The organism is Chryseobacterium sediminis (genome assembly GCF_008386505.1).
GTDB classification, from domain to species: domain Bacteria; phylum Bacteroidota; class Bacteroidia; order Flavobacteriales; family Weeksellaceae; genus Chryseobacterium; species Chryseobacterium sediminis.
The window spans coordinates 296,993-312,531 of the sequence record NZ_VUNZ01000003.1; the positions used below are offsets into that span (position 1 = coordinate 296,993).

Consider the following 15,539-nt stretch of genomic DNA (forward strand, 5'->3'; position numbering starts at 1 on the left):
CAATAAGTTCTTTACTTATCAATGACAATAAAACAAAGAAGCTTTCAGATTTGAAAGCTTCTTTGTTTTCTCGCTGCTTTGGCGCCTCTCTTTCGGGCTATCTTTACTTTGTATTCAAACCATTTTTCTTTGAATAGTTTACGCATGAGATTATCAAAATGTCTGGTGATGACCAGGTTTTTAAAACCTCTCCATTTTTCAAGAGGACTTGATGGAAGTGCCCTTACTGATATGGAATATCCTTCCGTATCATATTGAATATAATGCCACCATCCGGAAGGAATATAAAGCGTTTCACCAGTATGAATCACAGCTTCATAGCCGTTTAAATAGAGTAGTGCAGGATATTTTCTGTAGTCTGGGTTTCTTATTTGGGCAAGACTGTGGAAATTATAAGGCAGTTTATACATGATGTCAGACTGTTCCCAGGGAAAAAGCCAGATTCTTTTGATTCCCTGAAACTGGGTAATGAAAACATGGGACATATCAATGTCAATATGATTTCTGGTGACAGAGCCTTCACCTCCAAAAAACATAAAAGGCAGCCATTTTAGTATTTTGCCATTTGTAACATCATTGTAGATAATGTCATTCTTAAGTTCTGGTTTTATTTTCAATAAATTAAATAAAAAAAGACGGTGTTCGGTAGGAGCAGACTGAATCAGATCAAGGTATTCTGAAAATGTGCTTTGGGCTATTGGATCACTTGCCACTCTGTCGAGAGAATCAAGTTCACTGCCGTAAATATTCACCTTATGATCTCCTGCAATTTCTTTGAAATAGTCATAATTCCATTTTTTGAAGGCAGGGCTTTCCGGATCTATAAAATCTTCGATAATAATTGGAATTCTCGGCTTCATATGGTTATTAATAAAGGTTTCTGGATTGATTGTCTTTATTTTTTGTACCGGCTTTAATCTCATGCTCTCAAATTTTAAACAAATATAATTATTATCCTACTAAATTAATAGACTAATAATGTTAAAACTGAAAGCAGAATTGATTTTTTAGAATTAAACATATAAAAGGTTTTATTTTACTGCCTTTTTAGTAAATTAGCACATCTAAAAAATTACTAAAAATGATCTCTGAAAAATACCTTCAACATTTACAGAACGAACTTCAGAATATTGAGAATGACGGACTTTACAAAAGAGAAAGAATCATCACTTCTCAGCAAAGTGCAGAAATAGAAGCTAACGGAAAAAAGCTTTTGAACTTCTGTGCGAATAATTATCTGGGATTATCCAACAATCCGGAAGTAATGAAAGCGTCTCAGGAAATGATTCAATCTCATGGATATGGGATGTCATCGGTACGTTTCATCTGCGGAACACAGGATATTCACAAGGATTTGGAGAAAAAAATCGCAGACTTTTTAGGTCTTGAAGATACTATCCTTTATGCGGCAGCATTTGATGCAAACGGTGGCGTTTTTGAACCATTGTTTACAGAAGAGGATGCTATTATTTCAGATGAATTGAATCATGCTTCAATCATTGACGGTGTTCGTCTTTGTAAAGCAGCGAGATACAGATATAAAAATAATAATATGGAGGATCTGGAAGCTCAGTTGATTGCAGCTTCTGAAAAGAACCACCGTTTTAAGATCATCGTAACAGACGGAGTATTTTCAATGGACGGTATTGTTGCAGACCTGAAAGGAGTGTGTGACCTTGCTGATAAATATGATGCTTTGGTCATGGTAGATGATTCTCATGCAACAGGTTTCATCGGAAAAACCGGTCGTGGAACTCATGAAGCGAATGAGGTAATGGGAAGAGTAGATATCATTACTTCTACATTAGGAAAAGCTTTAGGGGGTGCTTTAGGAGGATTTACTTCCGGTAAAAAAGAGATCATTGATATGCTGAGACAGCGTTCAAGACCTTATTTGTTCTCTAACTCTCTGGCACCTGGGATTGTAGGAGCTGCATTGAGAGTGTTGGATATGATTTCTGATGATACATCTCTTCGTGATAAAGTAATGGAGAATGCAGAATACTTCAGAACGGAAATGAAAGCTAAAGGTTTTGATATTCCTGAAGGAGATGCTGCGATTGTTCCGGTAATGCTTTATGATGCGCCTCTTTCTCAAAAAATGGCTGAAAAGCTTATGGATGAAGGGATTTACGTTATCGGATTCTTCTATCCAGTAGTACCGAAAGGGAAGGCGAGAATCAGAGTTCAATTATCCGCGGCTCATACCAGAGAACACTTAGATAAAGCGATTGCTGCTTTTGAAAAAGTTGGAAAAGAATTAGGAGTTATTTCTTAAGATAAAAAGTTCTACGTTTGTAGAATGAAAACAGGATTTCTTATTTAGAGAAATCCTGTTTTTTTATGAAATAAACATTCAGTACTTTGTTTTTTTTTGTAATTAAATGAATACTATTGTTGAATAGATGATAATACAATATATTTGAAACACTAATTCTAATAACCATTTTGTGAAAAAATATTTACTTCTTTTTGTTTTTTTTAGCTTTTTCAAAACAATTTATGCTCAATCTAATGACTACAAATCAATACTTACTGTAAGTGCTTTTGCCCCTTTTCGTGATCAACGCTATAATATAGGTTATATGCGGAAAATAAATGAAAGATGGTGGGTGGGAAGCGAATTGGCATATGGAACCGACAAAATAACTCCCGTAAATATTGCCAATTTTGAGGGGGAAAACAGAATTTTTGAGATAAAACCGGAAGTGTTTTACAGCCTGGCGCCTCAATCAAGATTAAAACATTTTGTATCAGTAGAAGCTTTCTATTTAAATCAGATAGGAAAAAATATTTCAGGAAAATATTATGACGAAAATGATGTTTATTATTCTTTTAGCTCAGCAGATTATAAAAGAATCAAATATGGCTTAAATATTAACTACAGTATTTTGATTCATAAAGAGTCTTCATGGTTTGGCTTTATGCCTAAAATTGGCTTTGGTATCAGACAAAAAAATATTTCTTATACTAATATGGCAGGAAAGGAAGAAGACTATGCTCCTGTAGATGGTCTTCCCTTTGACTATCATTCAAATCGGCAGGGTTCCAATCTGCGTCTCAATTTTAATGTTGATATGAAATTCATTTTCAAATTCTAAAAAATATTTAATCTTTATTATTTTAAGCTAAAGATTTTAGATTAAATTCTCTTTTTTTCCGAAATAAACTATCTTTGCAAACAAATTTTTAGGATGCTGTATACCATCATCAAAGCTTTACATATTATCTTCATGGTAAGCTACTTTGCGGGAATTTTTTATCTCGTGAGGATTTTTGTTTATTATAAGGATACCGACGAATTTGCAGACGATAAAAAAAGAATTCTGAGAGAGCAATACACCTTTATGGCCAGAAGACTGTGGAATATTATCACCGTTCCTGCGGGGGTAATTATGGCTGTATGCGGACTGGTGATGATCTTTTTAAATCCGGGGCTGATGAAAATGGGATGGTTTCATTTAAAACTGACCTTTCTTATCGGACTTGCTGTTTACCATTACTGGTGCTGGAAAAAAGTACTTCATTTGAAAGCATTACATGGAAATACACTGCCAACTGCTAATATCAAGCTGAGACAGGCCAATGAAATTGCTACATTCATTCTGTTTCTGGTGGTATTTACCGTTATTTTAAAATCGATGGTAATTGAATACTGGTGGCAATTAATCGCAGGATTTTTCGTTCTTGTATTTCTGATCATGATGACAGTGAAACTGGTTAATAAAAATAAAAAAAACAAATAATTGTTGAGTAGGGCGCATGTTTGAGAACATTCATCCTTTTTACATCTTACAAAAAAACTATGATTGCAATTTTAAAGAAAGAACTTTGGAGTTACTTTGGAAACTGGAGCGCATGGGTGATTATTGCCGCTTTCAGTTTGATAGCAACTCTTTTCCTGTTCTTTTTCGACAACGATTCTAATATTTTTGAGATCGGAATGGCCTCGCTTCAGAGCTATTTCGTATTGGTTCCATGGCTGCTGATGTTTATCATTCCGGCCCTTTCTATGAAAACTTTTGCGGAAGAACAGCAAACGGGAACATTAAACTGGCTTTTTTCACAGCCGTTAAAAGTTTCGGAACTTGTAACCGGAAAATTCCTTTCTGTATGGATTGTTGGGGTTTTATGCCTTATTCCTTCACTCATTTACCTTTATACAGTATATGTGCTGGGAGTTCCTGCAGGAAATATTGACCTTGGAATGACCTTTGGGAGTTACTTTGGGCTCATTATTTTAATTGCGGCCTTTGCTGCGGTGGGAATTTTGGCTTCTTCGCTGTCACAAAATCAGATTATGGCTTATCTGTTGGGCGTTTTCATGTGCTTTATCATGTATTTCGGAATCGAACAGCTGGCAAGCTATAAACTATTGGGAGGAGCAGATTTTATCCTTCAGAATATAGGCTTCTATCAGCATTTCTTAGGCTTTACAAGAGGGCTTATTGATTTTAAGGATGTAGCATATTTTGTTCTTGTCATCGGTGCTTCATTAGTATTGTCTAATCATTTTATAAACAAAAAGAAGTAGAATTATGAAGAAGATCAATGCTAAATCTCCACTGGGAATTTTCTTATTTGCCATTGTTCCATTGGTAATTATCCTGACGTATTCGGGAATCAGATTAGACTTAACAAAAGAAAAAAGATACACACTTTCTGATAACACCATCAAAGTACTGGAGTCTGTTAAAAAGCCTCTGACTGTTGAAGTGTATCTGGAAGGAGATTTTCCGGCAAGTTTCAAACAGCTTCAGAGCGAAACGAAATTCATGCTGGAGGAATTCAGAAAAATTAATCCGAAGATCGATTTTAAATTCATCGATCCGATTAAAACAAAAATGTCTCAGGACACCCTGATGGCAATGGGAATGCAGCCGTCTATTCTTCCTGATGTAAAAGACGGAAAGATTTCACAGATCACCCTTTTCCCTTACGCTGTAATCAAACATGGAAATGACGGTGTTTCTATACCATTGGTAGTACAACAGGCAGGAATTGATGCCGATCAGCAGCTGACAAGATCTATCGAAGGACTGGAATATAATCTTGTTTCTAATATTAAAAATATTGCAGCAGCAAAGAGAAAGAAAATCGGGATTCTGGTCAACCATGATGAATTGAATCCTGATGAGTTCCAGGGATTTGTACAGCTGGCTATGGAAAACTATGATGCGGGACCTATTATTCCTAAAAATCAGACTGAACTTTCATTGGAAGATATTCCTTTATTGAAGCAGATGAGCGCTTTGGTAATTGCAAAACCAAGAAAAGCTTTTACAGATAATGAAAAAGTAATTCTTGACCAGTACATCATGAATGGAGGAAAGACACTTTGGATGATTGATGCGGTAAATGCTGAGATGGATACCTTAACAAGATCCAAAAAAGTAATGCCTTTCCCTGTAGACATCAATATGACGGACTTCTTTTTTAATTACGGGTTGAGAATTAATCCTGCTTTGGTAAAAGACGTTAAAAAGTTTGCCCTATTAAGGCTTGTAACAGGTGAAGTAAGTGGAAATCCTCAATACACAAGCTTGCCTTGGCCTTATTATCCGCTTGGAATTGCTGAAAATAATAATCCGGTTACAAAAAATATTAACCCAGTAAAATTTGAATTCCCAACTTCTATTGATACTTTAGGAGGACGAAAGAATATCAAAACAAAAGTTCTTTTTGAATCCAGTGAAAGAACATTGCTGAAACAGGTTCCGAACTATGTAGATCTGAAAGAAATTGCAAGCGTAGACAGTCTTGGGCAAATGGAAAAACCAAGTACACCGAAGATCTTCGCAGTAGCATTGGAAGGGAAATTTAATTCTGCTTACGCGTCTAGAATTGAAAGAAAATCTTACCCTGGATTCAAAGCATCCAGTCCGGAAAATAAAATGATCGTTATCGCAGACGGAGATGTGGGACGAAACAAAGTGATCAAAGGAAAACCACTTCCGCTAGGAGTTGATCTGTTGACGAATGAACAGTTTGGAAACGAACAATTCCTTAGAAATGCGCTGGATTATCTGTTAGATGACAGCAATCTGATGGAACTGAGAAACAGAAATATCGAAGAAAGACTTCTTGACAGACAAAGAATTACTGAAGAGAAAACTACATGGCAGTGGCTGAACTTATTGCTTCCACTGGCAATTATCGGCCTTATAGGAGGATTGTTCTTCTGGCTGAGGAAAAAGAAATTTGGATAAAATAAAAAAGAGAAATCGTAAGGTTTCTCTTTTTTATTTTCTATTATAGCTGTAAGATGTAACCACTTATTGGAGTGATGAAAAGCTTTCACTGAAATTACTTAATGAAATATTTCAGTATAATCAATCATGTATCAGAATATCTAGGGATTAGACACATCGAGCAGATTGGTATTTGTACCTTTGGGTTAAAAAAAAATGAACTCTATTTCATTTAATAATTCTGATGTAAAAGAAGAATATAAGTTATTGCTGATAGGCTTCTTTGGGAAGTAGGGCTGCTGTTCTGTAATAACCGATGTCGGTGGCTATCTGTGCCTGAAGGTCCTGGAAAGTGTCATAATCATAATGAACCCAGTTTTCTTCATTGTCGGGATCCGGTGTTTTGTCTACAGCCAGTTCCAGTTTTCCGTCTTCCTGATAGCTGCACTCTATTGCGGCATATTTTTCACCGTTTCCATCATTGGTATACCAACATTTTATTGTCCTTTCAAGCTGCGGCTCATGCGTTTCATTATCGATGACTTGAGAACAGATAAAGTTTTCAGGATCGTCCGTTTTGAAAACAGTTTTAGAAATCAGAGGGAGATCATCTACAGATAAGGAATACAGTTTATTGGTAGAAATAATAAATCCGTCGGCAGTTTCTTTTTTTTCAATATCAAAAAAATCAGATTTTTCCTTCAGGTAATTTACTACCTGTGTTTCGTCTTCTTCGTCACTTAGAAAATAATTGATGTTGTAAACACTGTCTTCGTTGATGAATTCAATTTCTTTCAGGAAATCGGAACCTTCCTCATAATAATACAGATGATATTCGTTTAGCTTCACAGCTTTACTTTTAGAGATAATTTCTCCAAAAATGTTTTTGTACACTTTTCTCATTTTTAATCACGTTATTTAGTTTCATCTATTAGTTTAAGTGGTATCGCAAAGATAAGTTTTCTTTTTTATCTAAGCCTGAGGTGTAAAATAGTATTTATTTCGTAAGTATTTTATATGTCCTTTATAAAATCCTCATATTCATAGTAAAATCGTTCAAAACCGTCCATTTTGTCCACGAAAAATTCAAAAATTTCTTGCCATGTATTTTTGTTAAAAATGGAAACATTATGTTTTTCAACCCATATTCTGCTGATAATCTTGCCATTATCAAGAGTGAAATATTCTTCTTTGTAAAAATCTCCAATGAAATCCTTTAAAATATCTTCCAAAGACCAGATCTTTTCGTAGTAAGCATTTCTGAAGATTTCATCTTTCATTTCGATATCCAGAGAAACTTCTGCTTTTTTATTGTCGGCAGAAAATTTAAATGCCATGTCCTTGATTTTGGTATCATAAAGAATCCATTTTCTGGGAAATGATCTTCCAAAAGCTGTCCAAAATTCCTTTTTTAATTGCTGTGCCTCTTGTTTACTGAACATACGGCAAACATAATGATTTAATAGGAGAAAGGCAAAAATGTGGTACTGAAACCGTAAAATTACGGATAAGCCGGATGAGTAAAAATACATAAATAAAGACTCAGATTTCAAATTTATCTGTTCACCTGTCTGCCCTTTTTCAAATGTTAAACAATTTTCTTATTTTTGCTGTAATGCTTTCAAAAAAATCTCAATATGCGTTTAAGGCGCTTTCATATCTTGTAGAAAAAAGAAATGAAGGCCCAATTCTTATTTCTGAAATCGCGGAACACAAAAAGATTCCTTTAAAGTTTTTAGAAAATATCCTGCTTGAACTCAAAAAAGCTGAAATTCTTGACAGTAAAAAAGGAAAGGGTGGAGGATATTTTCTGAAGGAAAAGCCTGAAAATGTGAAACTGGCCAAAATCATTCGTCTTGTAAACGGACCTATTGCAATGCTTCCTTGTGTAAGTCTGAATTTTTATGAAAAATGTGACGACTGCAATGAAGATCACTGCGGCCTTCATGATGTACTGATAGAGGTTCGGGATGCTTCACTGAATATTCTCGAGAAAAAAACTTTAATGGATCTGGTCGACTGACCTGGTCCTTTTTTTTGAATTAATAGTCTACTTTTTTTGTAGGATAAATATTTTATCAGATATTTGCAGTACTTCAAATGAATAAACTATGATTTCAAAAGAAGAGGCAAACCAATTACAAAAGCTTACACTCTCCATGACTGCAGTGCATTCGGATGCTGCATATAGTATATCTGATAATATTTCCTTGTACAGAAGTGCAGAAAACATACGATCGTTAAGTGTCTTTATTTTCGATGTGACAGATAATCAAGAAGTACAGACTAAAACGGTTTTTTAATATGGTAATTTCAAGAAAAATTCAGGTAAGGCTTAATGTCCTTTTTGTGACGGCTGTTATTATATCTATTGCTGTTTTTTCAATGTATGAACTGGGTTACCTGGAAGAATTGCAGACTATTCTGGCAAAAGATAATTACATTTTTTACTGGATGCTTTTGGTAGGGGTTTTTGCAGAAATTGTAGCAGGATCAATGGGAATGGGGTATGGAGTAATTTGTACTACTACACTTATGCTTTTAAATATTCCGCCCCATATTGTAAGTGCAAGTATCCATTCCGCGGAAAGTTTTACAACGGCTGCGGGAAGCCTCAGCCATATCAGATTGAAAAATGTAAGTAAAAGCTTGGTGAAGAAACTTGCAGTTCCGGCGGTTATCGGGGCTGTAATTGGTGCAGTAAGTCTTACTTACCTTGGAGAATATTATGCGAAAATTACCAAAACACTGATCGCTTTTTATACTTTATATCTCGGGATTCAGATTTTATCGAATGCTTTTAAAGAAAAACAAAGTAAAGCATTGAAAAGAAAAACCAATCTTACCAGACTGGGAGTGATAGGAGGTTTTATAGACTCTTTTGCAGGAGGAGGATGGGGGCCTCTGGTAACCGGAACTTTGATTAAGAATGCCTTTACCCCAAGATTTGCCGTAGGAAGCTCTACCGTAGCCAAATTTATCCTTACCATAACGGCCGCTGTTACTTTTTTCTTTACCCTCGGAATCCAGCACTGGAATATCATTCTTGGCCTTTTGATTGGCGGAATTATTACTGCACCTTTTTCAGCGATGCTTACTGCAAAGCTTCCAGTGAAGAAAATGTTTGTGATTATCGGAACATTGGTGATTGTGATGAGTTCTATAACTATTTATAAATCAGTTTTTAATTAAAAATTATGCTTTATATTAAAAAATAAAGGGCTTAAAAGGATATTCGGTTTTGAAAATATTTTACTTTTACATCACTAAATATTAGAACATGAATTTACATATCATTGCACTTTTTAAGTTTAATGAAAATTATCTGATGGATGCCGTAGAGCTGTTTCAGAACCTTGTGAAAGAAACAAGAAAAGAAGAAGGCTGTCTGCAGTATGACCTTATTGAAGATAAAGATAATAAAGGAACTTTCTTCCTGATTGAGCTTTGGGAAAGCGTAGAACATCACAACAGACATAATGGTCAGGACCACCTTTTGGATTTCCGTAAAGATGCTTCCAAAATCATGGAGAGTTCAGCAGAAGTTTATAAAGGATTTAAGATATATTAATTTTAAAGAATTAAGAGATTAAGAGATTTTAGGCTTAAAAATTTTCTTGATTTTCTTAAAAGAATAAAAGGCGGTTTCAATAGTTTGAAACCGCCTTTTTATTAGAAAAAATAGAAAGTATTAAAATAAAATTGTTTATTTCACGATAAGCTTTTTCGTTTCAGAATGCCCGCCGTAAGTAATTTTTACAAGGTAATTTCCTGAGGTAAGGGTAGAAAGATTCAGATCCTGTTTGTAGAATCCTGCTTGATTCGTAAGTTCAGCAGAATATACCTTTTTACCGGTAAGATCATAGACTTCTACATTTCCTTTGTTGCTTGCTTTTTCTTTAACATCAAAAAGAACCGTTACTTTTTTATCAGCCGTTGCCGGGTTAGGGTAGATACCGAAAGATGCCTTTTTCCCAACTTCAGTAATGCCTAATGTTTCAGTAATCTTCTTGTATTTGAAATACATATTTCCTGTACTTGCTCCACCGTTTGTAGTGAAGTACATTCTATAGTAATCATTTCCTTTTTTGACGTAGTATACCACATCACTTTTTACCGTTCCGATGCCTTTCCATGAGTGTCCTACAGTAGTAATAGCTGATGAGAAACTTGCATTGGCAGGGATTGTGTAAGCTGTTGTTGCCTGTGTTTCCGGCTGTACCATTGCCACTTTGATGTTTGGGCTTTGGATGGCTCCGGAAAGCGGATACATCTGTACCCCCATGTAGAATGTATAATATTTTGTGAATACGAAGTCCCATGCAGTTCTTGATGGTTCCAGACTCGGAACTTTTGCTCCGGTATCAAATGAGAAATAGTTGAAATAAGAATCATCTGTTCCGTTAGCGAGGGTTCTCGTTTCTGTAGCTCCCCATGAAGTGCCATTCCATTTTGAATATTTAAAAGTATATCCTGCAAAGGCATCTTCAATGGCAAATTTGATGTATGTTCCTGAAGGGTATTTTAAAACAAAAATAGCTTTCCCCTGAATGTGGTGGTTCACCGGATTGTAAACTCCCCATCCTGTTGAAGGAATATTAGGGTTTGGAGAGGTTACCGGACCTTGTTCAAAAGCCCCCTGGCTCCAGTCTGTGGTCTGATCCGGGTTATAAAGAGGGTCTCCCCATGAAGCTTCATTACTGATGCTGATATTATCCCAGTCTGCTAAATTGGTTGAAGCGGTGAATACTTCAATATCTTTTGCATCATTTATTCTTGATCCAAATGCATAGTTTGAATTTCTATAAAAAGCAACATCCCAGGTATTGGCAGGCTGAGAAACCATGTTGCCATCTGCAAGGTCTACAAAAACTCTGTTTTGGTATCCGCTTCCCATTGTCATATTTACCTGTGAGTATCCCATTGCATCAGTTTGTGCCAAAACAGTCTGCTGAACAGACATTGCCAATACTGAAGCCAATAATAGTTTTGTTTTCATAACTTATTTTTTAAATCCTTATTTAGAATGATTCCACAAAAGTATATAATTATTTTTAATGAGTCTAAATAAAAACATGATTTTTATCGTGTTTTTATTTTAATTATACTTTGACTAAGAAAAAATAAGAGCATAGAAAAGCCGGAAGGAATGATCCCGCCGGCTTTAAAAAGGTAGATAATAGTCTAATAAACCTTATTTCTTGATGAATTTTGTTTGAATCGTTTTTCCTTCGGAAGTTTCAACATTCATATAGTAAACTCCTGTTTGAAGAGTACTGATATCAAAAATTTGTCCGTTTGGTTTTCCTTCTATTGCTTTCTGTCCTGCAGCAGAGTAAATGCTGATGTTTTTAAGATCTTTTTTTGATTTAAATTCCAATGCAGTCTGATCAGAGTTTAATGCAAATCTGAAATTTTCCGTTGCTTTATTACTGTCATTTACCCCTAAAGAAGCTGTCGTATTATAAACTACATTGTCAACCTGGATCGCAACGTGTGTAGCTGTAGGAGTGAATTTAAATACAATGTATGACCCTGTAGATGCCGGAATATTTACGCTGATATTCTGAACTGTACCAATAACCGATACATTAACAGGGCCTCCAACAGGAACAAATGTTGACATGTCCGCAGGATTGGAAGCTACTCCTATCTGAATACTTCCCGGACCAGGAGATGGAGAAACTAGAGTAGTATCAAAAGTCAATGTTTTATTTCCGGTTGGCGTTTCAATTTGTGGCGAAATCAGATATGAAGAACCTGTCGCATTATTTCCTGCATACGACTGAACAAACCTGTTAGAGTCGCCTGCTACAATCATTCTTGGAGGTACAGGAGGAAATTCTCCGGTTATTGGAGCAACAATGGCAGACCATCCAAACTGAGGGAAGGTTGTATTCCCGGCAGTGAAACTATTGAAATTTTCATTGATGTTAGATACCTGAGCATTCGCTGTTAAGGCTGTAAACATCAGAGTTCCTAAAAGTAATTTTAATTTCATGAGATTATTTTTATTTAGAATTATTCCACAAAAATATATATTTATTTTTAATGAGTCTAAATAAAGTTTTATATTTGTCGAAAATTTGTACCCTTATGAAGAAGAAAGTGCTTTCCGTTCTATCATTATCTGTAGCCTTATGGATGAATGCACAAGAAAAGGATTCTCTTAATCAAAAGAAAATTGATGAAGTTGTTATTACAGGACAGTATATGCAGCAGTCCATTAACAAATCAATATATAAGGTTGAGGTTATTGATGCAGAACAGATTAAAAATATGGCAGCGACTAATGTTGCCGAGGTTTTAAATCAAAGTCTTAACATACAGATCACTCCGGATACCCGTTCAGGAAATTCTACCGCCAATATTATGGGACTTAATGGTGATTATGTAAAAATCCTTATAGACAATATTCCGGTAGTAGGGGATACAGGGCTGGGAAGTAATATTGACCTTACCAAAATTGCCTTAAGCAATATCGAAAGAATTGAAATTGTAAAAGGAAGTATGGGGGTTGAATATGGAAATGGTGCTGTTGCCGGAGTCATCAACATTATTACAAAGAAAACCAGTACAAAAAAAATAAATGTAAGAGGTTCAGTACAGGAAGAAACGGTAAGAGACAATTACGATCTTAAGAAAAAAGGGAACGGAAGACATATTCAGAACCTGAATATAGATTACAATATCAGCAATGAATGGTTTGCAAGCATCAATTTCAACCATAACCAGTTTATGGGATATGAAGGAGAAAGCAAAGGTTATAAATATTTCGGCCAGGACAATCAGAGAGGATATGAATGGAATCCGAAAGATCAGTATGATGCATCTGCTTTGCTAAGATATACAAAAAACAAAACAACATTCTTCTATAAACTGTCCTATCTCAATGAGAATTTCAATTTCTACAATCCGGAAGTAAGCCGAAATCCGCTAAATGACGGTGTGGGTGGAGTTTCTTATGAGAGTAGAGACAGAAAATACAATACAGACCGCTGGGTACACCAGTTTAATATTCAAACCAATCTGGGACACATCCGATACATGGGAGACTTCTCGTATCAGAATCAGGACAGAAAATATTACGACTACAACTACGATATTCCGAACAGAACGATAAAGAGCCGTCAGGACGAAAAATCTTATTATAAGACAGATGTTATCTACTCAAGAGGTATGTTTAGCAATTTCCTTGATAGCAAAGTGTTTGATTTTCAGTTAGGATATGAATTGGACTATACCAATGGTTATGCCGCATTGATTGCAGGAGATTTCTTTGGTGAAGCGGTAAAAAGAAAGATATTTACCTATTCCAACTTCCTTTCTGCGGAATGGAATGTATCAGACAAATTATCTTTAAGACCAGGGGTAAGACTTTCCCTTAGTGAGAACTTTAACGATCAGTACAACTACTCTTTATCAGCAAGATATAAAACTTCTGAGAACTCAAATCTTAGAGCAATCATAGGATCTGCAAACCGTTTCCCTAAATACGATGAGCTATATACCTATTTTGTAAATCTTAATCATGATGTACAGGGTAATCCGGATTTAAATCCTGAAAAAGGATTCTCAGCAGGACTTTTCTGGAATCAGAACTTTTCGGTAGATAATGGCTGGAAAATCGCTTACGGGGTAGATGCATTATATCTGGATGTACGTGACAGAATTGAAATGGTAGTGATAAAACAACCTTCTACGTACAAATACATGAATCTTAATACCTATAAAAATCTATTATTCTCAGCCAATGTAGATTTTAGAAAAGATCAGTTTGCCCTGTCTTTAAGAGGGTCTGTAAACGGAACTTCGGTATCAATGAATGAATTAACATCTTCTTCTCCTACAGATTTCCAGTATTTGATACAGGCAGGAGCTTCAGCAACTTACAAACTGAAAAATACCGATACAAATTTTGCTCTTTACTACAAATTCACAGGTCCGGACAGAATTTATGTGTCTGACGGAGCAAGCGGCTTCCGCCTTGGAAAAGTAGACAGCTTCCATATGATGGATTTCATCGTAAGCCAGCCTTTCTGGAATAAGCATTTTGAAATTTCTGCGGGGGTGAAAAATATATTTGATGTAACGAGGTTAAACTCCACTGCAGTTGCAGGTTCAGCACATACAGCAGCGAACGGGTTTGTTAATTTATACTACGGCAGAAGCTATTTTGCCCGATTAATGTTTCAATTTTAAATAATAAGTTACTGTTATGAAGTATTTAAAAATATTTTCTATTCTTTCCATCATGGTGGCCACTCAGTCTTGTCTCTCTGCAGATGAAGATCCGGTTCCGGTTCCTCCTATGACTGGATCAGAAGTTAATGTGAAAGTCGGTGGTCCTACAGAACCTAATCAGGTTTGGATTGATCTGAGTGATTATACCAATCCGGCTGTCAACAGCAGAACAGACTGGGATCTTGGTTTTTATACAGGCGATGAATTTCGTGTAATTATGAACGGATCTCTTGCCATGACGGTTATTAAAATACCCGCTGCTACAGATATCAGTAAAGTAAAAGATGCTGATGTTGCAAATTTGAAAGAAATTGCTCAGGTGGGAACGTTTGATGCTGCGAACATGCAATATATTGACAATCCGAATGGAGACTTTCTAAATCAGACTTCCGGAATTGATGCTATCAAAGAAAATGATGCTGATAATCCTGTTTATCTGATCAATCTGGGAAGAGAAATACCTTCTGCAGCCAATATCGGGGCAGGTTCCGTTTCCTTATCCGGTGATCCGAGAGGATGGAAAAAGATTCAGATCCTCAGAGCTCAGAATGGATACAAAATCCGTTATGCCGATGTGAACGCAACAGGAACAGATATTAAAGAATATATCATTACAAAAGATACTGAGTACAATTTCTCATTCTTTAACCTAAAAACGGGTACACCGGTAAAAGTTCAGCCTAAGAAAAAAAGATGGGATTTAGCATTCACAACATTTACCAATGAGGTATTCATGGGACCTACAACCAGTGCGGGAAGCTACTTCTATGCAGATTTTGTAACGACCAATACTTTGAATGGGGTAGGTGCTTATCAGGTAACGGTTACAGGAAGTCTGGACCAGGCTTATACTGCATTTAAACTGAAAGACGTTGAACCGGCCAAATTTGTTTTTAATGATCACAGAGCTATTGGTGATAAGTGGAGAACAACAACAGGGACAGCATCCAATCCGGTTCCTTTTGTGTATTCAGACCGTTTCTTTGTGTTGAAAGATGCTGAAGGTTTCTACTTTAAACTGAGATTCAACAAAATGAAAGACGAAAACGGAAACCGTGGATACACCAATTTTGAATTTGAACCTTTATAAATAATCAAATAATA

At 35.8% G+C, this 15,539-nt stretch carries 16 protein-coding genes; 11 read left to right on the forward strand and 5 right to left on the reverse strand.

Annotated features, from left to right (window positions below; all coding sequences use genetic code 11):
- Positions 1-44: 44 nt before the first annotated feature.
- Positions 45-923 (reverse strand): cupin-like domain-containing protein, encoded by an 879-nt coding sequence (locus FW780_RS16610; protein WP_149834791.1) that lies wholly within the window; start codon positions 921-923, stop codon positions 45-47.
- Positions 924-1,081: 158 nt separating this feature from the next.
- Between FW780_RS16610 and kbl the strand changes: the two genes are divergently transcribed.
- The 5 genes from kbl (at position 1,082) to gldG (ending at position 6,209) form a co-directional block, all read left to right on the forward strand.
- The gene (kbl, locus tag FW780_RS16615) at positions 1,082-2,278 is read left to right on the forward strand and encodes a glycine C-acetyltransferase (RefSeq protein ID WP_149834792.1); all 1,197 of its coding nucleotides are present in this window, start codon (positions 1,082-1,084) and stop codon (positions 2,276-2,278) included.
- Between the two features lie 307 nt (positions 2,279-2,585).
- Positions 2,586-3,101, forward strand: a complete 516-nt coding sequence (locus FW780_RS16620; protein ID WP_149834793.1) for a hypothetical protein — start codon at positions 2,586-2,588, stop codon at positions 3,099-3,101.
- 93 nt (positions 3,102-3,194) lie between these two features.
- The gene (locus tag FW780_RS16625) at positions 3,195-3,746 is read left to right on the forward strand and encodes a CopD family protein (RefSeq protein ID WP_149834794.1); all 552 of its coding nucleotides are present in this window, start codon (positions 3,195-3,197) and stop codon (positions 3,744-3,746) included.
- A 59-nt stretch (positions 3,747-3,805) separates the two neighbouring features.
- Positions 3,806-4,534 (forward strand): ABC transporter permease, encoded by a 729-nt coding sequence (locus FW780_RS16630; protein WP_149834795.1) that lies wholly within the window; start codon positions 3,806-3,808, stop codon positions 4,532-4,534.
- 4 nt (positions 4,535-4,538) lie between these two features.
- The gene (gene gldG / locus FW780_RS16635) at positions 4,539-6,209 is read left to right on the forward strand and encodes a gliding motility-associated ABC transporter substrate-binding protein GldG (protein ID WP_149834796.1); all 1,671 of its coding nucleotides are present in this window, start codon (positions 4,539-4,541) and stop codon (positions 6,207-6,209) included.
- Positions 6,210-6,455: 246 nt separating this feature from the next.
- Here the strand turns inward: gldG and FW780_RS16640 are convergent, their stop codons facing one another.
- Together FW780_RS16640 and FW780_RS16645 are read right to left on the reverse strand one after the other, a co-directional pair.
- Positions 6,456-7,094, reverse strand: a complete 639-nt coding sequence (locus FW780_RS16640) for a hypothetical protein (RefSeq protein WP_167510737.1) — start codon at positions 7,092-7,094, stop codon at positions 6,456-6,458.
- 110 nt (positions 7,095-7,204) lie between these two features.
- The gene (locus tag FW780_RS16645) at positions 7,205-7,633 is read right to left on the reverse strand and encodes a DUF4268 domain-containing protein (protein WP_149834798.1); all 429 of its coding nucleotides are present in this window, start codon (positions 7,631-7,633) and stop codon (positions 7,205-7,207) included.
- 173 nt (positions 7,634-7,806) lie between these two features.
- Between FW780_RS16645 and FW780_RS16650 the strand changes: the two genes are divergently transcribed.
- From FW780_RS16650 to FW780_RS16660, 4 genes are all read left to right on the forward strand, one after another.
- Positions 7,807-8,214: an RrF2 family transcriptional regulator gene (locus tag FW780_RS16650; RefSeq protein ID WP_047376986.1), complete on the forward strand. Its 408-nt coding sequence runs from the start codon at positions 7,807-7,809 to the stop codon at positions 8,212-8,214.
- Positions 8,215-8,302: 88 nt separating this feature from the next.
- Positions 8,303-8,494, forward strand: coding sequence for a hypothetical protein (locus FW780_RS22480; RefSeq protein WP_167510738.1), 192 nt, complete (start codon positions 8,303-8,305; stop codon positions 8,492-8,494).
- A 1-nt stretch (position 8,495) separates the two neighbouring features.
- Positions 8,496-9,383, forward strand: a complete 888-nt coding sequence (locus tag FW780_RS16655; protein WP_149834799.1) for a sulfite exporter TauE/SafE family protein — start codon at positions 8,496-8,498, stop codon at positions 9,381-9,383.
- A gap of 88 nt (positions 9,384-9,471) precedes the next feature.
- Entirely contained in the window at positions 9,472-9,762 is a 291-nt protein-coding gene (locus tag FW780_RS16660; RefSeq protein ID WP_047376912.1) for a putative quinol monooxygenase, read from the forward strand.
- A 135-nt stretch (positions 9,763-9,897) separates the two neighbouring features.
- Here FW780_RS16660 and FW780_RS16665 read toward each other — a convergent pair whose 3' ends face one another.
- Positions 9,898-11,190: a T9SS type A sorting domain-containing protein gene (locus FW780_RS16665; RefSeq protein WP_149834800.1), complete on the reverse strand. Its 1,293-nt coding sequence runs from the start codon at positions 11,188-11,190 to the stop codon at positions 9,898-9,900.
- A gap of 195 nt (positions 11,191-11,385) precedes the next feature.
- Positions 11,386-12,192: a T9SS-dependent choice-of-anchor J family protein gene (locus tag FW780_RS16670; RefSeq protein ID WP_149834801.1), complete on the reverse strand. Its 807-nt coding sequence runs from the start codon at positions 12,190-12,192 to the stop codon at positions 11,386-11,388.
- 95 nt (positions 12,193-12,287) lie between these two features.
- Between FW780_RS16670 and FW780_RS16675 the strand changes: the two genes are divergently transcribed.
- Together FW780_RS16675 and FW780_RS16680 are read left to right on the forward strand one after the other, a co-directional pair.
- On the forward strand, positions 12,288-14,393 hold the full coding sequence (locus FW780_RS16675) for a TonB-dependent receptor plug domain-containing protein (protein WP_149834802.1): 2,106 nt from the start codon (positions 12,288-12,290) through the stop codon (positions 14,391-14,393).
- 16 nt (positions 14,394-14,409) lie between these two features.
- Positions 14,410-15,525 carry an HmuY family protein gene (locus tag FW780_RS16680; protein ID WP_149834803.1) on the forward strand — a complete coding sequence of 372 codons (1,116 nt, stop codon included), beginning with the start codon at positions 14,410-14,412 and terminating at the stop codon, positions 15,523-15,525.
- The last annotated feature ends 14 nt before the right edge of the window (positions 15,526-15,539 follow it).